This is a genomic window from Streptomyces sp. 3330 (assembly GCF_031456635.1).
GTDB lineage: Bacteria > Actinomycetota > Actinomycetes > Streptomycetales > Streptomycetaceae > Streptomyces.
Window position 1 is genome coordinate 15,293 of the sequence record NZ_JAVDVA010000017.1, and the last position, 22,871, is coordinate 38,163.

At 72.7% G+C, this 22,871-nt stretch carries 19 protein-coding genes and 1 tRNA gene; 10 read left to right on the forward strand and 10 right to left on the reverse strand.

Going from position 1 to position 22,871, the window contains the following annotated elements; genetic code table 11:
• Window positions 1-16: 16 nt before the first annotated feature.
• Window positions 17-2,458, reverse strand: coding sequence for a lamin tail domain-containing protein (locus tag J2X68_RS26010; RefSeq protein WP_310435003.1), 2,442 nt, complete (start codon window positions 2,456-2,458; stop codon window positions 17-19).
• A 546-nt stretch (window positions 2,459-3,004) separates the two neighbouring features.
• Between J2X68_RS26010 and J2X68_RS26015 the strand changes: the two genes are divergently transcribed.
• Together J2X68_RS26015 and J2X68_RS26020 are read left to right on the forward strand one after the other, a co-directional pair.
• On the forward strand, window positions 3,005-3,412 hold the full coding sequence (locus J2X68_RS26015; RefSeq protein WP_310435004.1) for a hypothetical protein: 408 nt from the start codon (window positions 3,005-3,007) through the stop codon (window positions 3,410-3,412).
• A gap of 277 nt (window positions 3,413-3,689) precedes the next feature.
• A complete protein-coding gene (locus J2X68_RS26020) occupies window positions 3,690-4,115 on the forward strand; it encodes a hypothetical protein (RefSeq protein ID WP_310435005.1) in 426 nt (141 codons plus the stop codon).
• 68 nt (window positions 4,116-4,183) lie between these two features.
• On the opposite strand, the gene J2X68_RS26025 is transcribed toward J2X68_RS26020, so the two are convergent.
• Window positions 4,184-4,255: transfer RNA gene (locus tag J2X68_RS26025), tRNA-Cys, on the reverse strand.
• 219 nt (window positions 4,256-4,474) lie between these two features.
• Here J2X68_RS26025 and J2X68_RS26030 point away from each other — a divergent pair.
• The 4 genes from J2X68_RS26030 (at window position 4,475) to J2X68_RS26045 (ending at window position 10,239) form a co-directional block, all read left to right on the forward strand.
• A complete protein-coding gene (locus J2X68_RS26030; RefSeq protein ID WP_310435006.1) occupies window positions 4,475-6,013 on the forward strand; it encodes an MFS transporter in 1,539 nt (512 codons plus the stop codon).
• 392 nt (window positions 6,014-6,405) lie between these two features.
• Window positions 6,406-8,208 carry a DEAD/DEAH box helicase gene (locus J2X68_RS26035; protein ID WP_310435007.1) on the forward strand — a complete coding sequence of 601 codons (1,803 nt, stop codon included), beginning with the start codon at window positions 6,406-6,408 and terminating at the stop codon, window positions 8,206-8,208.
• 333 nt (window positions 8,209-8,541) lie between these two features.
• On the forward strand, window positions 8,542-9,192 hold the full coding sequence (locus J2X68_RS26040; protein WP_020132430.1) for an IclR family transcriptional regulator: 651 nt from the start codon (window positions 8,542-8,544) through the stop codon (window positions 9,190-9,192).
• Between the two features lie 255 nt (window positions 9,193-9,447).
• Window positions 9,448-10,239: a S16 family serine protease gene (locus J2X68_RS26045; RefSeq protein ID WP_310435008.1), complete on the forward strand. Its 792-nt coding sequence runs from the start codon at window positions 9,448-9,450 to the stop codon at window positions 10,237-10,239.
• A gap of 345 nt (window positions 10,240-10,584) precedes the next feature.
• On the opposite strand, the gene J2X68_RS26050 is transcribed toward J2X68_RS26045, so the two are convergent.
• The 6 genes from J2X68_RS26050 to J2X68_RS26075 form a co-directional block, all read right to left on the reverse strand.
• Window positions 10,585-10,758, reverse strand: coding sequence for a hypothetical protein (locus J2X68_RS26050; protein ID WP_310435009.1), 174 nt, complete (start codon window positions 10,756-10,758; stop codon window positions 10,585-10,587).
• Between the two features lie 94 nt (window positions 10,759-10,852).
• Window positions 10,853-11,734 (reverse strand): glycine betaine ABC transporter substrate-binding protein, encoded by an 882-nt coding sequence (locus J2X68_RS26055; RefSeq protein WP_310435148.1) that lies wholly within the window; start codon window positions 11,732-11,734, stop codon window positions 10,853-10,855.
• Window positions 11,735-11,820: 86 nt separating this feature from the next.
• Window positions 11,821-12,669: an ABC transporter permease gene (locus tag J2X68_RS26060; protein ID WP_399040843.1), complete on the reverse strand. Its 849-nt coding sequence runs from the start codon at window positions 12,667-12,669 to the stop codon at window positions 11,821-11,823.
• The gene (locus J2X68_RS26065; RefSeq protein WP_310435010.1) at window positions 12,666-13,913 is read right to left on the reverse strand and encodes a betaine/proline/choline family ABC transporter ATP-binding protein; all 1,248 of its coding nucleotides are present in this window, start codon (window positions 13,911-13,913) and stop codon (window positions 12,666-12,668) included. The genes J2X68_RS26060 and J2X68_RS26065 overlap by 4 nt, the downstream gene beginning before the upstream one ends.
• A complete protein-coding gene (locus J2X68_RS26070) occupies window positions 13,906-14,553 on the reverse strand; it encodes an ABC transporter permease (protein ID WP_310435011.1) in 648 nt (215 codons plus the stop codon). Before J2X68_RS26070 ends, J2X68_RS26065 begins: the two co-directional genes overlap by 8 nt.
• Window positions 14,554-14,612: 59 nt before the next feature.
• Window positions 14,613-15,095 carry an Lrp/AsnC family transcriptional regulator gene (locus tag J2X68_RS26075; protein ID WP_057600414.1) on the reverse strand — a complete coding sequence of 161 codons (483 nt, stop codon included), beginning with the start codon at window positions 15,093-15,095 and terminating at the stop codon, window positions 14,613-14,615.
• 126 nt (window positions 15,096-15,221) lie between these two features.
• Here J2X68_RS26075 and hppD point away from each other — a divergent pair, with 126 nt between their 5' ends.
• A complete protein-coding gene (gene hppD / locus J2X68_RS26080) occupies window positions 15,222-16,367 on the forward strand; it encodes a 4-hydroxyphenylpyruvate dioxygenase (RefSeq protein ID WP_057600412.1) in 1,146 nt (381 codons plus the stop codon).
• A gap of 52 nt (window positions 16,368-16,419) precedes the next feature.
• On the opposite strand, the gene J2X68_RS26085 is transcribed toward hppD, so the two are convergent.
• Window positions 16,420-17,892 carry a tetratricopeptide repeat protein gene (locus J2X68_RS26085; RefSeq protein ID WP_310435012.1) on the reverse strand — a complete coding sequence of 491 codons (1,473 nt, stop codon included), beginning with the start codon at window positions 17,890-17,892 and terminating at the stop codon, window positions 16,420-16,422.
• Window positions 17,893-17,990: 98 nt separating this feature from the next.
• Between J2X68_RS26085 and J2X68_RS26090 the strand changes: the two genes are divergently transcribed.
• On the forward strand, window positions 17,991-19,361 hold the full coding sequence (locus J2X68_RS26090) for an FAD-linked oxidase C-terminal domain-containing protein (protein ID WP_310435013.1): 1,371 nt from the start codon (window positions 17,991-17,993) through the stop codon (window positions 19,359-19,361).
• A gap of 65 nt (window positions 19,362-19,426) precedes the next feature.
• Here J2X68_RS26090 and J2X68_RS26095 read toward each other — a convergent pair whose 3' ends face one another.
• Window positions 19,427-19,903, reverse strand: coding sequence for an SsgA family sporulation/cell division regulator (locus J2X68_RS26095; protein ID WP_310435014.1), 477 nt, complete (start codon window positions 19,901-19,903; stop codon window positions 19,427-19,429).
• 272 nt (window positions 19,904-20,175) lie between these two features.
• Between J2X68_RS26095 and J2X68_RS26100 the strand changes: the two genes are divergently transcribed.
• Together J2X68_RS26100 and J2X68_RS26105 are read left to right on the forward strand one after the other, a co-directional pair.
• Complete coding sequence (locus J2X68_RS26100) at window positions 20,176-21,957, forward strand: RDD family protein (protein ID WP_310435015.1); 1,782 nt, start codon at window positions 20,176-20,178, stop codon at window positions 21,955-21,957.
• Between the two features lie 147 nt (window positions 21,958-22,104).
• On the forward strand, window positions 22,105-22,824 hold the full coding sequence (locus J2X68_RS26105; RefSeq protein WP_310435016.1) for an RDD family protein: 720 nt from the start codon (window positions 22,105-22,107) through the stop codon (window positions 22,822-22,824).
• The last annotated feature ends 47 nt before the right edge of the window (window positions 22,825-22,871 follow it).

Sequence of the window (22,871 nt, forward strand, 5' to 3'; positions counted from 1 at the left end):
CTCTCCCGCGCCGCGGTCAGCCCCTGCGGCACCGGCCGACGTCGATCCGCACGACCTGCGGGTCGTGATCGCTGGCCTGGTCGGCGAACTCGGCGTTGATGTGCACCACGTCGTAGTCGTAGTGCGTGACGGCCGGGCTCGTGAGGATGTGGTCCAGGGTCTGCGCGTTGCCGTCGTAGACGTAGGTGTAGCGCTCGGCCGCCGGCAGGGTGGTGATCAGCGGGATGAGGACACGGCCGGCGGTGAGGGTGCCGACGGTCTGGGAGAACTCGTAGTCGTTGAGGTCGCCGAGCACTACGGTCTCGGCGTCCTTGTCCGCCGCGAGCAGGGACTTGACGAAGGAGTTCACCTCGGCCGCCTGCGCCTGGCGCTGGGTCTCGGAGCCGCGCGACGGCGGCTGGTAGCGGCCGTGCAGGGGCTGGTCGCCGCCCTTGGAGTTGAAGTGGTCGGCGATCACGAACACCGTCTCGCCGTGGAAGACGAACTCGCCGACCAGCGGCTTGCGGCTGTTGTCCCAGGCGTCCGAGGCCGGGGCGATGCGGCCGGGGGAGGCGGTGAGCTGCGCGCCCTTCCTGGTCTTCACCACACCGGTGGCCGTGACGGCGTCGCCGCCCGCCCGGTCGGTGAAGGAGACCCGCTGGGGGTTGAAGAGGAAGACCTGACGGATGTTGCCGCCGGGCTCGCCGCCGTCCTGGTTGTCGGCGGGGGCGATGTACCGCCACCGGTAGCGGGGGCCGCCGGCGGCGCGGATGGCGTCGGTGAACCGCTTCAGGGTGGCCTCGGAGGTGACCGTGCCGTCGTCGGTGGCGCCGTTGTCGTCCTGGATCTCCTCCAGGGCGACCACGTCGGGGGAGTTGAGGTTGACGGCGACACCGTGCGCGAGCCGGTCGATCTTCTCCTGGGCGTCCAGCGCGTCCAGGTTCTCCACGTTGTACGTGGCGACCGCGAGCTCGCCGCCCTTCTGCCGCCGGGTCACTTCCGGCTTCAGCCCGTTGTCGACCAGGGTGCCGAGTTGCGTGGCCTGGACGTTGTAGCCGCCGTAGGCCGAGTAGTCGAGCGGCCCGGTGGTGGTGCCGGACAGCTCGTCGCCGACGTCGGCGGCGGGGAAGGCGGAGGCGGTGTCGAGCGACATGACCTCCAGCCGGCCGGTGTTCGGCCGGTCGTAGGAGGAGTAGAGCGTCCCGCCGCGGGTCGTCGCGTTCTCGTCCGGCTTGACGGTCACCCACAGCTCGCCGTACGCGTCGCTCGCACCGACGACACGGGCGTCGGAGAACGCGACCCGCATCCCCTCCGCCGACTCGTAGAAGTCCTGGGCGTACACGGCCGGTTCGAGGGCGAGCGCCTCGATGCTCCCGCCTCCGGCGGTGGGGATGTACGCGCCGGGGACGCCGGTGGCGTCCACGGCGACGGCGGCGGGCAGCGCGTTGCCGCCGGACAGCACGGTCGCGGTCGGCGCGGTGAGTTCGGTGACCGACTGGCTGGTGCTGCTCGGGTAGTACTCGCTGACCTTGCCGCTGACCAGCACGGAGTCGCCGACGGCGACGGTGGGCGCGGCGGAGCCGGTATACACGAACACGCCCTCGCTGGTGCGGGGGTCGGCGTCCGCCGCCGGGTCCTGGATCCAGTACCCCCTGGACCCGGAGGTCCGCACCCCGGTGACGATGCCCGGCACCCGGCTGACGGTCTGCCCGGCGAGCGGGGACAGCCGGGTGGTGCCCTGGATGTCGTGGACGCGGACGGTGCCGGGCGTGCCGGGATCGCCGCCGTCTCCGCCGTCCCCGCCACCGTCCCCCGAACCGGGCGTCTGCCCGGCCGAGTTGACGGGCGAGGGGGTTCCGGCCGACAGGTCGGCGGCGTTGTCGTCGGTGTCGGCCAGGGCGGCGCCCCGCGCGACGGCGGCGGTGTTGGAGGCCCCGGCGGCAGGACCGCCGCCCTCCCGTACGAGGGCGCTGCCGTAGCCGACCAGGTCGACGATCCGGCCGTCGGCGGCGCAGTCGGCGGCGGTCTTGCACGTCAGGGCGGTGGTCCCGGAGACGAGCGCGACGGTGCCGCTGGTGGCGCTCATGGCGACGGACCCGGTGGCGTCCGCGGTGGGCAGCGCGGTGGTCCCCCCGGTCCCGGCGGCCTCGGCGACCAGGAAACGGCCGCCGGGCGCGACGGACCCGCTCAGCGCGGTCACCTGCCACAGCGAGGACGCCGACGGCGCACCCGGCAGGTACTGCACGCTGTACCCGGCCAGGTCGTAGGCGGCCGGTCCCGCGTTGGCCAGCTCGACGAAGTCCCGGGTCAGGGTCGCCCCGGAGTTCCCGCCACCGCCGTACACCTCGGAGATCACCGCGGTGGCGGACGGCGTCGCATAGGCGGCGGGCAGCGAGGTGATGGCGAACGCGCTCGCCACGCCCACGGAGATGAGCGCGCTGGCGGCACGGCGGGATCTGTTTCCTACGGGTGTGGACACGCTGGAGGTCTCCTCGTACGTCGTCGTGTACGGCCGGTGGCGGTGTGGGGGAGTCGGCTCAAGTTACGCGCGTAGAGAGAGGGTTGTTAAGGGGCCGTAGGTTAAATCGGGGGAACGGAAAGGTGTGGTGCCCCGATGCGCGTGCGTACGCGGAACCGAGGAGACCGCCCCGATGCCGACGAGGGATCCGGTCCGACGTGACGTCGCCTTCCCGAGAGGCCGGGTGAGTCCGGCCGGTTCGTGAGTCCGGCCGGTTCGCCGACGAGGCCCGGCGGCGACGCGGGGTCTCCGGGCGCGGCCCGGCCGGCCCTGGCGGGTGTGGTCATGGCCGCCATCACCGGGCGACGCCGACGGCAGAGGCGTTCCCCGGCGCCGACCACCGCGTCCGCACGGCCCACGGATCCCGCCCGGCGCCCGGGTACTTCACCGCCCCGACCCACCGGATCAGAGGTCAAGCGGTCAACCACTCGCTCGCCTAGCACACGCGTGAGGGCGCCAATAGGCTGGTCGCAGGGGGTCGGCACGGTTCGATCCGAGGAGCCTTCCATGAGGAAGAACAGAAAGGGCGCCTGGCGCGCGACGGGCATCGTCACCGCACTGGCCACGGCCGCCGCGATCGCCTCCGTCGCACCCGTTCAGGCCCAGTCCACCGCTCAACTGTCCGCGTGGGTCAGCGACGGCTGGGGCGGCGGCACCATCACCAGCCGGCCCGCAGGCATCAACTGCCACCAGTCGGCCTGGGACCCGTACGGCAGCAACGAACCCCAGCCCTACCCGACCGGCACCTGCACGGCGAGCTTCCAGGTCGGCACGACGGTCACCTTCACCGCCATCCCCGACTCGGGTTCCTACGTCAATGACGGCCCCACACCGAACCCCGTCACCATCCGGACCGGCTACAACTTCACCTGGGTGATGTTCTGCCCGAACGGCGGCCTCTGTTCCGCAGGCTGACGACCGAGAGGGCGGCACCCGGGAAGGGTGCCGCCCCCTTTTTTTTGTAAAAGGCCCGCCAATATTCGACCACCCCATTGTCGTGGCGCTGCCCGCCAATTACCCAGAAGCCATGCCAAAACAGGGAACAACAGGGAAGACGAGAAAGACGGATGAAAGAAAACGGGACAGCTCGCGATGGCGCGGTCGATAAACTCCATCGATAAAAATGCCCACCTGACGTAAGGTCACCACGGCTCGCCGGAATGCCCGAGCGGGTACATACAGGGGGTATGGAATGCGCCACAAGATTGCGGCCTTGGCCGCGACCGTTCTTCTTGCCGGCGGGGCACTCGCCAACGCGACGTCGGCGTCGGCGACCGTCGATCCGCCGAGCGGTGGCTGGGACCACACCTGGACCACCTCCGACTCCAATCCGGGCGGCACGGCCTACATCGCCGAGTACGGCGACATCGTCTCGGTCTGCGACACGGACGCCGACGGTGTCTCGCCCCGGGTGCAGATCGCCGTCCAGTACCCGAGCGGCGCGTATCACATCCGGTACACCCTCACCGCCTCGGGCGGAGAGGGCGCCTGCGCCTCGGCCCGTGCTTCCCAGGGCGGCATCTACGACCTGCCCGAGGACACGTCGATCAGCGTCGCGGTCTGGCTGGGCCCGGACTACGGCAGCGTGACCACGCACTACTACGTCAACGACCACTAGCCGGTCGAAGAAGGGTGGCACCCCCGAGGGGTGCCACCCTTTTCGTTCTTCCTGGTCAGGCCGGTCAGAGGCCGTGGCGGGAATTGAACCCACGTACCTCGCTTTGCAGGCGAGTCCCTAAGCCACTCGGGCACACGGCCAGGTCGGGAGCGGGGATCTCGCCCCGTTCCGAACTCGGTACGTCGACCGTACGGGCGCGGCGAGGAGGGGCTCAAGGGGGACGCGGCGGCTGCAACGGGACTGCCACACGCCGTTCATGAAACGGGGGTGCGGCGCGGTGGTCGTAGGACCATCGTCCCGGGCGGGGACCCGCCTTCCGACAGGGGTCAATGTCGGTTGCGGACCTTACGCTGGCCCTCATGGCTGCCCTCGAACCCCGCGACACCGGTGTCGCCGACGAAGTCCTGCCCGCCGCCGTGGAACGCCCCGGCGAGACCGACGGGATCCGTGACAGCGAACGGACGGGCGGGAGCGGCCGGACCGGCGAGGCGGTGCCCGGGCGGACCGGCGAGGGCGTGCTCGGGCGGTCCTATCGGGCCCTGACCATCGGGATCGTCTCCGTGGTGCTGCTCATCGCCTTCGAGGCGACCGCCGTGGGGACCGCGATGCCGGTGGCGGCGCGGGAGCTCGACGGGGTGGCGCTGTACGCGTACGCGTTCTCCGGGTACTTCACCACCAGCCTGTTCGGGATGGTCTTCGCCGGGCAGTGGTCGGACCGGCGGGGGCCGCTCGGCGCGCTGGGCGGGGGCATAGCGGCCTTCGCGGCCGGGCTGCTCCTCTCCGGGAGCGCCGGGGGCATGTGGGTCTTCATCCTCGGGCGGGCCGTGCAGGGGCTCGGCGGGGGGCTGGTGATCGTCGCCCTGTACGTCGTCGTCGGGCGGGCCTATCCGGAGCGGCTGCGGCCCGCGATCATGGCCGCGTTCGCCGCCTGCTGGGTCGTACCGTCCGTGGTGGGGCCGCTGGCCGCCGGTGCGGTGACCGAGCAGCTGGGGTGGCGGTGGGTCTTCCTCGGGATCCCCGGCCTCGTGGTGCTTCCGCTCGCGCTCGCGCTGCCCCAGATACGGCGGCGGGCGGCCGGCCCGGTGGAGGGCATGGCGGCGGGCGCCTTCGACCGGCGGCGGATCCGGCTCGCGCTCGGGATCTCCCTCGGCGCCGGACTGCTCCAGTACGCCGCCCAGGATCTGCGGCCGGTCTCCCTCCTCCCCGGAGCCGCGGGCGTCGCGCTGCTCGTGCCCGCCGTGCTGGGGCTGCTGCCGCGCGGCACCTGGCGGGCGGCCCGCGGGCTGCCGTCCGTCGTGCTGCTGCGCGGGGTGGCCGCCGGGTCCTTCATCGCCGCCGAGTCCTTCGTGCCGCTGATGCTCGTGACGCAGCGGGGGCTCAGCCCGACCCTCGCCGGGTTCTCGCTGGCGGCCGGCGGGGCGACCTGGGCGCTGGGATCGTGGGTGCAGTCACGGCCGTGGGCGGAGCCCTACCGGGAGCGCCTGATGGCGCTCGGGATGGTGCTGTCGGCCGCCGCCATCGCCGCGGCGCCCGGCGTCCTGGTCCCTTCCGTGCCCGTCTGGACCGTGGCCGTCGCCTGGGGCTTCGGGTGTCTGGGGATGGGGCTGGTGATCGCCGCCTCCAGCGTGCTGCTGCTGAAGCTGTCCGCCCCCGAGGAGGCCGGGGCCAACTCCGCGGCCCTCCAGATCTCGGACGGGCTGTCCAACGTGCTGCTGCTGGCCGCGGGAGGCGCCGCCTTCGCGGCGCTCGGCGGCGGGAGCGTGGCGCACGCGACGACGACGGCGACGACGTCCGCCGGTTCGCATCCGGCGGCCTTCGCCGCCGTCTTCCTGCCGATGGCGGCCGTCGCGCTGTTCGGCGCCTGGGTGACGACGCGGCTGCGGGCGGAACCGGAATGACCCCACGTGGTATCGGTCGGTGCTGTGGGTGCTGTGGGTGCTGTGGGTGCTGTGGGTGCTGTGGGTGCTGTGGGTGCCGTCGGGGCCACGGCACAGCGCATCGCGTGGCCGGACATGTGCCAGGGCGTCCTCGGCGTGCCCGAGATCGCGGCCCGGTTGCCGCGCTTCGCGCGCTGAGCCGGCGTCGCCCGTCTTCTGTGACGTGGGTCCCACCCGCACCCGACCCGGCCTTGTTCGCTCGTTGACGGCGTCGGGCCGCCGGTAGGGTGGCCCGGTTGTCCTCCGCAGCCGAGAGCCGGTCCACCCACCCGTCAGCCGTCCGTCAGCCGCCCCACCGCCCCGTCCGACGCGCTTCGCGCGGCCCCTCTGATTCGACCCCGAACCCGGAGACCGTGACTACCACCGCCGCTTCCTCCACCTCCCACTCCCACCACCTGTCACCGGCCTTCCCGGGCCGAGCCCCCTGGGGCACCGCGAGCAAACTGCGGGCCTGGCAGCAGGGGGCGATGGAGAAGTACCTCCAGGAGCAGCCGCGCGACTTCCTCGCCGTCGCCACACCCGGCGCCGGCAAGACGACGTTCGCGCTGACCCTCGCCTCCTGGCTGCTGCACCACCATGTCGTGCAGCAGGTGACCGTGGTCGCGCCGACCGAGCATCTGAAGAAGCAGTGGGCGGAGGCGGCCGCGCGGATAGGGATCCGGCTGGACCCCGAGTACAGCGCGGGCCCGCTCAGCAAGGACTACCACGGCGTCGCCGTGACGTACGCGGGTGTCGGCGTCCGCCCGATGCTGCACCGCAACCGGAGCGAACAGCGCAAGACCCTCGTCATCCTCGACGAGATCCACCACGCCGGTGACTCCAAGTCCTGGGGCGAGGCCTGTCTCGAGGCCTTCGAGCCCGCGACCCGCCGCCTCGCGCTCACCGGAACGCCGTTCCGCTCCGACACCAACCCCATCCCCTTCGTCACCTACGAGGAGGGCGACGACGGGATCCGGCGCTCGGCCGCCGACTACACCTACGGGTACGGGTCCGCGCTCGCCGACCAGGTCGTCCGGCCCGTCATCTTCCTCTCCTACAGCGGCAACATGCGCTGGCGGACCAAGGCGGGCGACGAGATCGCGGCGCGGCTCGGCGAGCCGATGACCAAGGACGCGGTCAGCCAGGCCTGGCGGACGGCCCTGGATCCGCGCGGCGAGTGGATGCCGAGCGTGCTGCGCGCCGCCGACCAGCGGCTCACCGAGGTCAGGAAGGCCATCCCGGACGCCGGGGCGCTCGTCATCGCCTCCGACCAGGAGTCGGCCCGCGCCTACGCCAAGCTGATCCGGGAGATCACCGGCACGAAGGCGACGCTCGTCCTGTCCGACGACACCGGCGCGTCCAGCCGCATCGACGACTTCAGCGGCAGCAACGACCGCTGGATGGTCGCCGTGCGGATGGTGTCGGAAGGCGTCGACGTGCCGCGGCTCGCGGTCGGCGTGTACGCGACGACGATCTCCACCCCCCTCTTCTTCGCCCAGGCCGTCGGGCGCTTCGTGCGGTCCCGGCGGCGCGGCGAGACCGCCTCCGTCTTCCTCCCGACCGTGCCCGATCTGCTCACCTTCGCCAACGAGATGGAGGTCGAGCGCGACCACGCCCTCGACAAGCCCAAGAAGGAGGGCGAGGAGGATCCGTACGCCGAGTCCGAGAAGGAGATGGACGAGGCGAACAAGGAGCAGGACGAGGACACCGGCGAGCAGGAGCAGTTCGCCTTCGAGGCGCTGGAGTCCGAGGCCGTCTTCGACCGGGTGATGTACAACGGCGCCGAGTTCGGCATGCAGGCCCACCCGGGGAGCGAGGAGGAGCAGGACTACCTCGGCATCCCCGGGCTGCTGGAGCCCGACCAGGTGCAGATGCTGCTCCAGAAGCGGCAGGCCAAGCAGATCGCGCACAGCAAGAAGCGGCCGGACGCCGAGGCCGATCTGCTGGAGCTGCCGGCCGAGCGGCGGCCGGTCGTCTCGCACAAGGAGCTGATGGAGCTGCGTAAGCAGCTCAACACGATGGTCGGGGCGTACGTCCACCAGAGCGGCAAGCCGCACGGGGTGATCCACACCGAGCTGCGGCGGGTGTGCGGCGGTCCGCCGAGCGCGGAGGCGACGGCGGGGCAGCTGCGGCAGCGCATCGCGAAGGTGCAGGAGTGGGCGACCCGGATGCGGTGAGGTTTCCCCTCGCCCGCGCCCCCGGTCCCGGACCGGGGGCGCGAACCGTGATGTCACGCTCCGTACGTATCGGGATAAATGCAAGTAGTCCCTACCGGCCACTGACCGGATTCTGGACGGAGCCTTCCGCTCAGCGAACCGGCTTCGCTACTGTCCCGCTACGCACACGCCCCGTGGCAGCGCCGCCGCGGAGCGCAGCCGTGAAGCGACTGGGCCCGGACACGCCGGGCCCATCTGTCGATCGGCGGCCTCTGAAGCGCGTCACTGACGGGACTCGGTGACGCATCCGCCGCGACGGAGGCTGCCGACCTCACCACTTAAGGAGTGGGCGTCGTGACCGCGGAGACCTCCCAGACGCTCGATCGAGGGCTGAAAGTCCTCAAGTTGCTGGCCGACACCGACCACGGGCTGACCGTCACCGAACTTTCCAACAAACTGGGCGTCAACCGGACCGTCGTGTACCGGCTGCTCGCCACGCTGGAGCAGCACGCACTCGTACGGCGTGACCTGGGCGGGCGAGCCAGGGTCGGCCTCGGGGTGCTGCGGCTCGGCCGCCAGGTGCATCCGCTGGTGCGGGAGGCCGCGCTCCCCGCGCTGCGGTCGCTGGCCGAGGACATAGGGGCGACCGCGCATCTGACCCTGGTGGACGGGACGGAGGCGCTCGCCGTCGCCGTCGTCGAGCCGACCTGGACGGACTACCACGTGGCGTACCGGGCCGGATTCCGGCATCCGCTGGACCGGGGCGCCGCGGGCCGGGCGATCCTCTTCGCGCGGCAGAACCCGGCGCGGCCCGCGGACGAGCCCGGCTACACGCTGACGCACGGGGAGCTGGAGGCCGGCGCGAGCGGGGCCGCTGCTCCGCTGCTGGGCGTGACCGGCGTCGAGGGCAGCGTCGGTGTGGTGATGCTGGCCGACGCGGTGCCCGAGCGCGTCGGGCCGCGGGTCGTGGACGCGGCACGGGAGGTGGCGGAGGCCCTGCGCTGACGCGCGGCGCCGACGGACGCGGCCGACGCCGGGAGGCTCTCGGGACCGGCGGACGGGCTACGGGCGACGAACGGCCAGCGGCTTACGGCCTGCGGCCACGGGTGACGGTGACCGGTGAGGACGGGAGGACGGACGGCGGACGGGGGCCGCAGAGGGGACGCGGAGGTGAGGGGGAGGGGCGTGGGCCGGGGCTCGCGCCCGGCCGGACGACATCCAGCCGCGAGCCGGAACTCGCCGTCACGTTAGATTGACCTCGTGCTCTCACGCCTCTCACGCCCCAAGGCCCTCACCGTCTGCGCACTGCCGCTCGTGGCGCTGCTCGCGACGGCCGCGTTCGCGCCACTGCCGTTCTCGGTGGCGCAGCCGGGCATGACGGCGAACGTCCTCGGCGAGAACAAGGGCACCCCGGTCATCACGATCACCGGCGCGCCCGTCCGCACGACGAGCGGACAGCTGCGGATGACGACGATCGAGGCGACCAACCCCGACACGGACGTCCGGCTCTCCGAGCTCGTCGACGTCTGGTTCAGTACCGACCAGGCGGTCATGCCGCGCGACTCCGTCTACCCCAGCGGGGAGAGCACCAAGGAGATCGAGCAGCACAACACCGAGCAGATGCGGCAGTCCCAGGACGCCGCGACCGAGGCCGCGCTGAAGTACCTCGGCCGCGCCGACGACGGCATCAAGGTCACGCTGAGGCTGTCCGACGTGGGCGGCCCCAGCGCCGGGCTGCTGTTCTCGCTCGGCATCGTCGACAAGCTCGACGGCGACGGCAGCGGCGGCGACCTCACCGGCGGGCGCACGATCGCCGGCACCGGGACCATCGAGGCCGACGGCACGGTCGGCGCGGTCGGCGGCGTGGCCCTGAAGACGCAGGCCGCCCGGCGGGACGGGGCGACGGTGTTCCTGGTGCCGAAGGCCGAGTGCGCCGACGCCAAGTCCGAGCTGCCGAAAGGGCTCCGGCTGGTCCCGGTCACCACCCTGAAGGGCGCGGTGAGCGCGCTGACCGCCCTGGAGAAGGGCAAGGGCTCGGTACCGAGCTGTTAGCGGCCCGCTGGCAGGCGACGGCCGCGGTGTTCGCCCCGGGCGCCGCGGCGAGCCGCAGCCCCACCTCCACGAGGGTCCAGCCGAGGCGCGTCCGCAGTGCGCGGGGGCGCCGGAACGCGGCGGCGAGCCGGTGGGCGTCGGCGCGGGCGCGGAGCTCGGCGTTGCGGGACAGGGCGAGCCGGTGCTCGAGGTACATGGCGATGCCTCTCGGTCCGGTGCGTCGGCGGGTGGCGGCGGCGGGGTGGCGTCGGTGCGGTGCCGCGGTGCCTTGCTGCGGTGCTCCGAGTCGAGCGTCGCGCCGGTGCGGCGCGCTGTTCGGCGGGGCCGGCGGCGTGGTCGGTGGCGTCAGTCGGTGGCGATGGGGAAGGCGTGCGTGTGCACGCGGACCCGGGCGGTGCCCGCGTCGCCCGCCTCGGCGGCCCGGTCGCGGCAGGTGTCGATCAACGCGTGCATCTTGCCGATGAGTTCGCGGGTCTGCTCCGGGGTCAGCAGGAGCGTCGCACTGCTCGTGTCCCACACCCGGTTCCACTCCTCGGGCCAGGAGCCGCGGTCGTCCAGCCAGGTCGACAGGTCCCGGGTCTGGCCGGTCGCGACTCCGGTCCCGCCCGGCGGGCTACTTGACGAACCCTTCCTGCTTCATCCAGTCCAGGGCCACCTGGTGGGGATCCTCCCCGTCGACGTCCACCTTCGCGTTCAGGTCCTGGGCCACCGTGTTGTCCAGCTTCTTCGTCACCGGGTCGATGACCGTGGCGATCGCCGGCCACTTCTTCAGCGTCTCGGAGTTGATCACGGGGGCCGCGTTGTAGTTGGGGAAGAACTTCTTGTCGTCGGCCATCACCACCAGGTTCATGGACTTGATGCGCCCGTCGGTGGTGAACACCTCCCCGTAGGTGCAGGCACCCTTCTGGACCTGGGTGTAGATGATCCCGGTGTCCATCTGCGTGATCCGCGACGCCGGAACGGACATGCCGTACGCCTTCTCCATGCCGGGCAGGCCGTCCGCGCGGTTGGCGAACTCGCTCTCCACGCAGAGCGTCACGGCGCTCGGGTCGGACTTCGACAGCGCGGCCACCTGCGACAGCGTCCTGGTGCCGTACTTCTTGAAGTCGGCCTGGTTCATGGCCAGCGCGTAGGTGTTGTTCAGCCGCGACGGCGGCAGCCAGGTCACGCCGTTCTTCAGGTCGGCGTCGTGCACGGCCTGCCACTGCTGCTGCGGATCGGGGATGGGCTCGCTGTTGCCCTGGTACGTGATCCAGGCGGTGCCCGTGTACTCGTACATGGCGTCGGCGTCGCCGTTCCTGACCGCCTCGCGCGAGCCGATGGAGCCCTGGATGCCGGTGCGGTCCAGCACGTCCGCGCCGGCCGCCTCGAAGGCGATGCCCATCATCGCGCCGAGGATGAGGTTCTCGGTGAACGACTTGGACGTCACGGTGAGATGCGCGCCCTTGAGCGGCTCGCCCTGTCCGATCGACCCGGGCGAGACGTCGTCGACCATGGGGGAGCCGCTGGTGAGCCCGCAGCCGGCCAGCGCGCAGCCGGCCAGTGCCGCCAGGGCCCCGGCGATCACCGGGCGCGAGCGCTTCACGAGTCCACCTCCAGCCCCCGCGGCCGCAGCAGCACTTCCGCCAGTGAGGCCAGCCAGTCGACGAGCAGGGCGAGCGAGACGGTGAGGATCGAGCCCAGCACCAGCACCGGCATGCGCTGGTTGGTGATGCCGGTGGTGATCAGCACGCCCAGGCCGCCGCCCCCGCCGAAGGTCGCGAGGGTCGCCGTGCCGACGTTGAGCACGAGGGCCGTCCGCACGCCGGCCAGGATCAGCGGCACGGCCAGCGGCAGTTCGACCTTGCGGAGCACGCCCAGCGAGGACATCCCGATGCCGCGGGCCGCCTCCAGCAGGGTCGGGTCGTTCGACTTCAGGCCCGCGATGGTGTTGGCGAGCACCGGCAGGATGGCGTAGGCGATGATGCCGATCAGCGCGGCCTTCGTGCCCGTGCCCAGCCAGATCACCAGCAGGGCGAGCAGCCCGATGGCGGGCGTCGCCTGCCCCATGTTGGCGACGGCCATCGCGAACGGTGTGGCCCGGCGCAGCGAACCCCGGGTCAGCAGGATGCCGAGCGGGATCGCGATGATCAGCACGAAGAAGGTGGAGATCACCGTCAGCTGCACCTGCTGCCACAGCGCCTTCGACACCTGCCCGTTCGACAGCGCGTTCTCGGAGATCGGGTCCAGGTCCGCCTGCTGGAACCACAGCCAGGTCGCGAGCAGCAGGGCGACCAGGAAGGCGGGCAGGAAGGTCAGTTTCTGCCAGGTGATGCGGCGGGGCGGCCCCGGCGGCGGGGTCCTGGTCACCTGCCGTTCGTCCTCGGCCTCGCCGTGCGGCCCGGGAGTGCCCTCCGGGCGGCGGTGCTCGTCCAGGTCGGGGGTGCTCACGCTTTCGCCTCCCCGCCCGGGCCCTCCTGTTCGGCGTGCGTCTGCGCGGCCCGGGCCTCCTCCAGCTCGTGCTGCGCCTCCAGCGCCTCCAGCCGGTCCGCCTCCAGCAGTTCGTGCACGGAGTTCAGCAGCGTCTCCATGTCGACGACCCCGGTGTACTCGCCCCGCCGCCCGGTGACCGCGACCCGCCCGGTGTTGTCGGTGAGCACCGCTTCCAGCGCGTCCCGCAAGGTGGCGTCCTTCGTCACCGTGTCGCTGACCAGGGTCCCGGCCCGCGCCAGCGAGCCCCTGGCCCGCATCAGGTCCCCGCGGCGCAGCCACTTGTACGGGCGTCTGCGCTGGTCCAGGAGCAGGATCTCGTTGGTGCCGCTGGAGCGGAGCTTGTTGAAGATGGTCTGGAGCGGGTCGTCGACGGTCACCGTCGGGTAGTCGGTGATCTCCACGTCCCGCACCCGGCTCAGGTTGAGCCGCTTCAGCGCCGCCCCCGCCCCCACGAACCCGGACACGAAGTCGTCCGCCGGGTTGGTGAGGATCGCCTCCGGGGTGTCGAACTGGGCGATGTGCGAGCGCTCGCGCAGCACCGCGATGCGGTCACCCAGCTTGATCGCCTCGTCGAAGTCGTGGGTGACGAACACGATGGTCTTGTGCAGCTCGTGCTGGAGCCGGATCAGCTCGTCCTGGAGGTGGTCGCGGGTGATCGGGTCGACCGCGCCGAACGGCTCGTCCATCAGCAGGACGGGCGGATCCGCCGCCAGCGCCCGGGCCACGCCGACCCGCTGCTGCTGCCCGCCGGACAGCTGGCGCGGATAGCGGCCGTGGAACTCGCCGGGATCCAGGCCGACCAGGTCGAGCATCTCCTCCACCCGGTCCCGGATCCGCCCCTTCGGCCAGCCGATCATCCTCGGCACCAGCGCGATGTTCTGCGCGACGGTCATGTGCGGGAAGAGCCCGGACGACTGGATCGCGTACCCGACCTTGCGGCGTAGCTTCACCGGGTCGATGTCGGTGACGTCCTCCCCGTTGATGCGGATCCGGCCGCCGCTCGGCTCGATCAGCCGGTTGATCATCTTCAGCGTGGTCGACTTCCCGCAGCCCGACGGGCCGACGAAGATGACGGTCTCGCCCGCCTTGATCTCCATGGTGACGTTGTCGACGGCGGGGCTGGGGTTGCCCGGATAGCGCTTGGTGAGGTTCACCAGCTCGATCGTCGCCCCGTGGGCGCCCCCGGACTCGGTCTCAGACACGGATCCCCCTGGGAATCGTCAGCCGTCCGATGAGGACGTACACGGCGTCGAACAGCAGGGCCAGGACGATGATCCCGAGCGTGCCCGCCAGGACCTGGTTGAGCGCGTTCTTGCTGCCGAGCGAGGCGATGCCGCGGAAGATCTCGTTGCCCAGGCCGGGCCCGGAGGCGTACGCGGCGATGGCGGCGATGCCCATCAGCATCTGGGTCGAGACCCGGATCCCGGTCAGGATCGGCGGCCAGGCCAGCGGCAGCTCGACCCGCAGCAGCCGCATCGCCCCGGACATCCCGATGCCCTTGGCCGCGTCCACGAGCGTGGGATCGACGCCGCGCAGCCCCACGATCGCGTTGCGCACCACCGGCAGCAGGCCGTACAGGGTCAGCGCGATCACCGTCGGCGGCACGCCGAGCCCCACGAGCGGGATCAGCAGACCGATCATCGCGAGCGACGGGACGGTCAGGATCGCGGAGGTGCCGAGGGTGGCGAGGTTGCCCGCCCAGCCGCTGCGGTAGGTGACGACCCCGACCACCACACCCAGCAGGGTCGCCACGACCATGCACTGGAAGACGACGCTGGCGTGCTGGTAGGCATCGGTGAGCAGCTGCTGATGACGGCTGCTCACGTACTCCCAGAAGCTCACACGCCCTCACCGCCCCATGTCGACCAGGCCCGGACCAGCTCCGGGGCAGGTCACCTGGGTCAGGGCCGGTCCCGGTCGTCCTCGGCCGCCTGCTCCACCAGCGGGATGATCCGCAGCGGAACGGGGTTCTCCATCACGATCGCGGTGGAGGCCCGGACAATGCCATCAAAACCGACGACCAGGTCGATCACCCGCTGGAGATCGGCGTTGGAACGCGCCACCAGCCGGCACAGCATGTCGCCGCTGCCGGTGGTGGTGTGCAGCTCCAGCACCTCCGGAACGGACCCCAAGTGGGCCCGTACGTCGGCCCCTTGCCCCTGCCGGATCTGCAGCGTGGCGAACGCCGTGACCGGGTAGCCGAGCGCCGCCGGATCGACCTCGGGGCCGAATCCCCGGATGACTCCATTCGACTGAAGCCGGTCCAGCCGCGCCTGCACGGTCCCCCGGGCCACTCCCAGCCGCCGGGACATCTCCAGCACCCCCAGCCGCGGTTCCCGGGCCAGCAGCACGATGATCCGGCCGTCCAGTCGGTCGATCGCCATACCTGCCCGCCTCCACGATGGTCACCCTGTACAGAAATGCCGTCGAAACCGCCGTACCGCTGAACACATTGCCCAGCGATGAAGCGAACTATTGCGCACCTTGCTGCCCGGCGCGAGGCTTCGGCTATGACGCAGACCACACACCACACTCCCGACACCGCCCGGCAGGCCGATCCCTTCCCGGTCAAGGGAATGGACGCGGTCGTCTTCGCCGTGGGCAACGCCAAGCAGGCGGCGCACTACTACTCCACCGCCTTCGGCATGAAGCTGGTCGCCTACTCCGGACCGGAGACGGGCAGCCGCGAGACCGCCTCGTACGTGCTCACCAACGGCTCGGCCCGGTTCGTCCTGACCTCCGTCATCAAGGCCGCCACCGGCTGGGGCGAGTTCCTCGAGCGGCATGTGGCCGAGCACGGCGACGGCGTCGTCGACCTGGCCATCGAGGTCCCCGACGCCCGGGCCGCGTACGCCTACGCGATCGAGCACGGCGCCCGCTCGGTCGCCGAGCCGTACGAGCTGAAGGACGAGCACGGCACCGTCGTCCTCGCCGCGATCGCCACCTACGGCGAGACCCGCCACACCCTGGTCGACCGCTCCGGCTACGACGGCCCGTACCTCCCCGGCTTCGTCGCCGCCGAGCCCATCGTCGAACCGCCCGCCCACCGCACCTTCCAGGCGATCGACCACTGCGTCGGCAACGTCGAACTCGGCCGGATGAACGAGTGGGTCGGCTTCTACAACAAGGTCATGGGCTTCACGAACATGAAGGAGTTCGTGGGCGACGACATCGCCACCGAGTACAGCGCCCTGATGTCGAAGGTCGTCGCGGACGGCACGCTCAAGGTCAAGTTCCCGATCAACGAGCCCGCCATCGCCAAGAAGAAGTCCCAGATCGACGAGTACCTGGAGTTCTACGGCGGCGCGGGCGTCCAGCACATCGCGCTCAACACCAACGACATCGTGCAGACGGTACGGACGATGCGGGCGGCCGGGGTCCGCTTCCTCGACACCCCGGACTCCTACTACGACACCCTCGGCGAGTGGGTCGGCGACACCCGCGTCCCCGTCGAGACCCTGCGCGAGCTGAAGATCCTCGCCGACCGCGACGAGGACGGCTATCTGCTCCAGATCTTCACCAAGCCGGTCCAGGACAAGCCGACCGTCTTCTTCGAGATCATCGAACGGCACGGCTCGATGGGCTTCGGCAAGGGCAACTTCAAGGCCCTGTTCGAGGCGATCGAGCGGGAGCAGGAGAAGCGCGGCAACCTGTGACCGGGCGCCGGTCACGCGCGACGCGCTGATCGCGAGGGCGGCGGCCCCGGCCCTACTCGGGCAGCTCGGCCGGGGCCGGCTCGCCGCCCAGCCCCGCCAGCGCCGACCGGGCCACCGGGCCCAGCAGCGGTGAGAAGTACGGGTTGATCTGCAGCGCCTCCCGCAGGTGACGCCGGGCCGGACCCGGCATCTCCAGCGCCCGCTCGATCATGCCCCGGTGGTACATGTACGGCGCGCTGTGCACGGCGCCGCCGTGCACCCGGTCGGTGGCGATCATGGCGAACCCCAGCGCCTCCTTGTCGTCCCCGGCCCGGTGCAGCGCCCAGCCCAGCGCGTCCGCGACCGCGATCCCCGGCTGCTGCCGCCACTCGGCCCGCAGCCGCCGCACCGCCGAGGCCGGATCCCCGTGGTCCGCCTCGAACCGGCCGAGCACCAGCTGCCCGTCCACCCCGCCCGCCGCGTCCTGCCGCACCCGTGCCCGCAGCAGGTCGTACTGCACGCGCGCCGCCTGCTTGAGGCCCAGCGACTCGTACAGCTCGCCCAGCTCCAGCGCCCAGGCCGGCGACGGCTGCTTGGCGAGCGCCACCTGGTACGCGTTCAACGCCTCCGAGGTACGCCCCAGCGCCGCCAGCGCCCGCCCCTGCCCGGCCTGCGCGGCCCGCTGGTCGGGATCGAGCCGGACCGCCTCCTGGAAGTGCCGCAGGGCGTCCGCCCGCTCACCGCGCTCCCAGGCCAGCTGCCCGGCCCGCTCCAGCCAGGCGGCCTGCTCGGCGGGGGAGGAGGCCCCGGCCGCCGCGTCGGCCAGCGCGGCCTGCGCGTCCTCGCGCCAGCCCCGGTCCCAGTAGACGCCCGCCGCCCGGGCCCGCACCGCGGGGCCGGAACGCAGCGCCGTCAGCGAGTCGAGGGCCTTGCGGGCCTTCTTGTAGTCGCCGACCCCGGTGTACGCGTCGATGAGCTGCGGATACGTGGTCCAGCGCTTCGGCGCGAGCCTGCGCGCGGCCTCGCCCCAGGACACGGCCGCCCGGAAGTCCCGGCGCGCGTTCGCCAGCGCCGCCAGACCGTCCAGGGCCTCGGCGTTGGCCCGGGGGCGCACCTTCAGCGAGGTCCGCAGCGCCTGCTCGGCCTTCGGGTACAGGGCGGCGGCGTCCGCGGTGCGCCGGCCCTGCTCGACGTAGGCCGCGCCCAGCACCGCCCAGGACCGCGCGTCGCGCGGATGCGCCCGCACCCTGCTCTCGCGCTCGTCGATCAGCACCGCCAGGTCCGGCAGCGCGGCCGGCACCCCCGAACGGACCGCCGTGCCCGCCAGCGCCCCCGGAGCCGGGGCGGACGCCCGGCGCGCCGCGGGCTCCCCGCCGGGCAGGCACAGCCACACCCCGCCGCCCAGCGCGAGACATCCCACGAGAGAGCCGACGAGCAGCCGCCGACGCAGCCGGGAAACCTTGCCGGGGGCCGCGGGAGCCGTGCCGTCCGCGGCGGCCTCTTCGGGGGCGGTACGCTCTTCGGCGGCGCGCTCAGCGTTCTCCATGGCGCTCACTGTGCGCCAGTACGACGACCGTACGACGTCAGCCGAAGGCTCGGGCGGACGGGGTTCACACCGATGGCCCCGGGTGCGAACCTGTGATCATGAGCCGTCACCTCGTCGACCGCCTGCTCGCCGGCCTGCCCCCCGAGGCCGTCCTCACCGACCCGGACGTCACGGGCTCCTACGCCAACGACATGGCCAGCTTCTGCCCCGCCGGCGCCCCCGCGGCCGTGGTGCTGCCGCGCACCGTCGAAGAGGTCCAGCACGTCATGCGCACGGCGACCGAGCTGCGCGTCCCGGTCGTCCCGCAGGGCGCCCGCACCGGACTGTCCGGGGGCGCCAACGCCTCCGAGGGCTGCATCGTCCTCTCGCTGACGAAGATGGACCGGATCATCGAGATCAACCCCGTCGACCGGATCGCCGTCGTCGAACCGGGCGTCGTCAACGCGGCGCTCTCCCGCGCGGTGAACGAACACGGTCTCTCCTACCCGCCGGATCCCTCCAGCTGGGAGATGTGCACGATCGGCGGCAACATCGGCACCGCGTCGGGCGGCCTGTGCTGCGTGAAGTACGGGGTCACGGCCGAGTACGTCCTCGGCCTGGACATCGTGCTCGCCGACGGCCGCCTGATGACGACCGGCCGCCGCACGGCGAAGGGCGTCGCCGGATACGACCTCACCCGCCTGTTCGTGGGCTCGGAGGGCTCGCTGGGGATCGTCGTCGGGGCGGTCCTCGCCCTCAGGCCGCAGCCGCCGCAGCAGCTGGTCCTGGCGGCCGAGTTCGCGTCCGGGACCGCCGCCTGCGACGCGGTGTGCCGGATCATGGCCGGCGGGCACGTCCCGTCCCTCCTCGAACTCATGGACCGTACGACGGTCAGGGCCGTCAACGACCTGACCCGCATGGGACTCCCGGCGACGACGGAGGCCCTGCTGCTCGCCGCCTTCGACACCCCGGACCCGGCCGCCGACCTCGCCGCCGTCGGCGCGCTCTGCGAGGCGGCCGGCGCCACCCAGGTGGTCCCCGCCGACGACTTCGCCGAGTCCGAACTCCTGCTCCAGGCACGGCGGTCCTCGCTCGTCGCCCTGGAGGCCGTCAAGGGCACCACGATGATCGACGACGTGTGCGTGCCCCGGTCCCGGCTCGGCGAGATGCTCGAAGGCGTCGAGCGCATCGCCGAGAAGCACCGGCTGACCATCGGCGTCGTCGCCCACGCGGGCGACGGCAACACCCACCCCACGGTCTGCTTCGACGCGGCCGACCCCGACGAGTGCCGACGCGCCCGCGACTCCTTCGACGAGATCATGGGCCTCGGCCTGGAACTCGGCGGCACCATCACCGGCGAACACGGCGTGGGCGTGCTGAAGAAGGAGTGGCTGGCGCGCGAGATCGGCCCGGTGGGCGTGGAGATGCAGCGGGCGGTCAAGGCGGCCTTCGACCCGCTGGGCATCCTCAACCCGGGCAAACTGTTCTGACGCCGCCCGGGCAGGGGCCGGGTCCCGGGCCGGATCGCCGGGGACCGGAACCGGAGCCCGGCGTCTCACTCCCCGTCCTTGGACTCGTCCGACGGCCAGGGGTCGCACAGCCACAGGTCGTCCGCGGGAGTCGGGGCGAGCAGCTCGGCCAGACCGTCGTCGATGCCGAGCTGATCCGCCTCGGTCCCCGGGGGCACCACCCGCAGCGTCCGCTCCAGCCAGGCCGAGACCTGGGCCGCCGGCGCCTCGAGCAGGGCGTCCCCGTCGGGCGAACTCAGCGCCATCAGCACGACGCTGCGCCCCTCCACCTTCGTCGGCCACACCCGCACGTCACCGTGCCCGCACGGCCGGAACACGCCCTCCACCAGCAGCTCACGGGCGAACGTCCAGTCGACCGGCTGCTCCGAGTTGATGTGGAAGGCGACGTGGACGGCGAACGGGTCGTCGCTGCGGTAGCCCAGCCGGGCCGGCACCGGGATGCTGCGCTCCGGCGACAGGATCAGCTTGAGCTCCAGTTCGCGTTCCACCACGGTGTGATGCATGTCGGTTCTCCTCTCGGGACGGATCTCGTACGGGTCCGCGGGGGGCCCGTACGAGTGGAGAGGGGCCGGACCAGGAACCATTACGCGGGTGTGGAGAACTTTTTCCGGCGGGTCGGGGGCCGGGCCCCTGCGGGCGGTTCCGAACGTGTGAAGAGCGTGCACGGGGTTGCCCGGAAAGGGGCGGGTCCGGCAGGACTGGCAGTGGGGCTTGCGTCGGTCTGATAGATGTGGAGCCCCCCATCCCACCCCCGAGCAGATACGGGACGACGGACATGAGCGCCCCAACCCCGGCACCCGGCGACGACAGGCCCCGCGAGGGGTACTACCCGGACCCGTCCATCCCTGGATACGTCCGGTACTGGAACGGTGCCTCCTGGGTACCGGGCACCAGCCGGCCGGCGCCCTCCGACGGCCGACCGCTCACGCCTCCGCCCGGGTCGCCCCCGGCCTCCGTGGAGGAGACCGGCCCGCACTTCTTCGACGAGGACCCGGCGCCCGCGGACCCGGCCCCGGCGGAGCCGTACGGCGGCCGCCCCGAGCCCGCCTCCGCGTGGGCGGCCGACCGCGCCCACCAGTCCGGCTTCGGCGGGGACCAGGACCGCCGGGTCTCCTGGGGCGCCCCGCAGGGCGCCGACCCGAGGGTGGTCCCGGCGGTCCCGGCGCAACCCGAGGGCCTGTCCGCGAGCACGGACGGCACGTCGACGATCCCGCCCGCGGAACCGGAGGACGGCGCCGCGGACGTGGTCTCCGGGGGCACGTTCGTCTTCCGCCGGCCCACGCCGGGCGGCGCAGCACCCGGGTCCGGCCCCACCCCCGCGTCCGGACCCGCGGGACCCGCCCCCGACAAGGGCACGGTGACCTTCCGCGCCCCGGCCCCGCGCTCGGGCCACCAGGACGGCGCGTCCGGCGCGCAGCCGACGGGCGACGCGCCCGCCTTCCCCGCCGCCGCCCAGGAGCCGGTTCCCACGGCGGCCCCCGGCACTCCCGGCGCCCCCGGGTCCGGCGGCTCTGCCTCGGCCGCTCCGGCCCCTCCGGCCGATTCCGGCGCCTTCGGCGCGCAAGGTCCGGTCGGGGCGCCGGCCGGTCCCGGCGCGGCCCCGGCCGGTCCCGGCGCGGCCCCGGCCGCGCCCGGTTTCGGCGCCGGCAAGGCGGCGGCCGAGCGTGCGGCGGCGGCCCCGGCCCCCGGGGTCCCGGCCCCGCAGGGCCCGGCCCACGTCGTGCCCGCCGCACCGGCGCCCGCCCCCGCCCCCGCGTCGGCGCCGGCACCCGCACCCGCCCCCGCACCCGCGGGGTTCCCGGCCGCGCCGCAGCCCGGCGCCCAGGCGTCGGCGTCCGCCCCGTCCGCCCCGCCCTCCGGGGCCCGGCCGGGCGCGCCAAGCGTGCCCCAGCAGGCCGGCGGTCCCCAGCCGCAGCCGCCGCAGGCCGCCGTCCCGATGGCCGCCGGTCCCGGCGGTGGGCAGTCCTCGTGGGCGCAGCAGGTGCATCAGCTCGCGGGAGCCGAGGACCGACCCGTCGCGCCCTGGAAGCCGCCGGTCGACGACATCTTCCAGGCGGCGGCCCGGCGGGCCGCCGAGGCCCGTCCCGCGGGGCTCGGCAAGCGGCTGGCCGCCCGGCTCGTGGACACGCTGGTCGTCGGGGCCGTCACCACGGCCGCCGCCGTGCCGCTGGGGGTGAGGGCCGTCGACCACGTGAGCGCCAAGGTCGACGCCGCCGAGCTGACCGGAGAGACCGTCACCGTCTGGCTGCTGGACGGCACGACGTCGGTGTATCTCGGGATCGTCCTCGGCGTGCTGCTGGTCTTCGGGATCGTGTACGAAGCCCTGCCGACCGCCAAGTGGGGGCGCACGCTGGGCAAGAAGCTGTTCGGCCTCCAGGTGCGGGACATCGAGGGCGGCGAACCCCCGTCCTTCCGGGCGTCCCTGGGCCGCTGGCTCGTCTACAGCGTGCCCGGTCTGCTCGTCGTCGGCGTGGTGGGCGTCGCCTGGGGCCTGTTCGACAAGCCGTGGCGGCAGTGCTGGCACGACAAGGCGGCGCACACGTTCGTCGCCGGCTGACCCGCACCCCGCACCCCGGACCCGTACGGCCGCACCTCGGCCCGCCCGCCTCCGGACCCGTACCCCGGGCTCCGCGCCCCGGCCGCCGTCCCCCGGACGGCCGCTCGCCGGATGCGGAGTCCGCGGGTTCGCGGTCGACTCGGGGGCATGACCACCGAACCGCCCCCCGGCTCCGGCGGCGGCGAGCCGCCGGAGGACGACCCGTTCAGGAAGCGGCCTCCGCACCAGGAGCCTGTGCAGCCCCCGTACGGGCAGGGTCAGCCCCCGTCCGGCCCGGGGCAGGGCTCGCCGTACGACGCGTCGCAGGATCCGTACGGCGGCGGGGCGGGTCAGCCACCGCCCTTCGGCGGCGGCCCGTACGGCGGCGGTCCGCAGGGCGGCGACCCCTACGGCGGCTACCCGGCCGACCCGCTGTCCGGGATGCCCCCGCTCGCCGACAGCGGCAAGCGCACCCTGGCCCGGATCATCGACATGATCCTCGTCTTCCTCGTGGTGAGCCTGCTGGCCTGGGCCTTCGGGGTCGCGCAGTACACGGTGGACGCGGACGACATCGAGTTCGGCAAGACCTTCGGGCGGGAGCTCCTCGCCGCGATCCTGTACGTCGCGTACGACACGATCCTGACCGCCAAGTCCGGCCAGACGCTGGGCAAGAAGTGGCTCGGCATGCGGGTGGCGAACCTCGACAACGGCTCCACGCCCTCCGCGCAGACCTCGTTGATCCGCGCCCTGGTGCTGTGGGTGCCGTTCGCGTTCTGCTGCGCCTGCGTGTGGACGGCCGTCTGCGGCGGCTGGAGCTTCTTCGACAAGCCCTACAAGCAGGGTCTGCACGACAAGGCCGCCAAGACGGTGGTGGTCAGCACACGCTGAGCCGACCGCGTGCACGACGGAGGGCCCGCGCCGCGAGGCACGGGCCC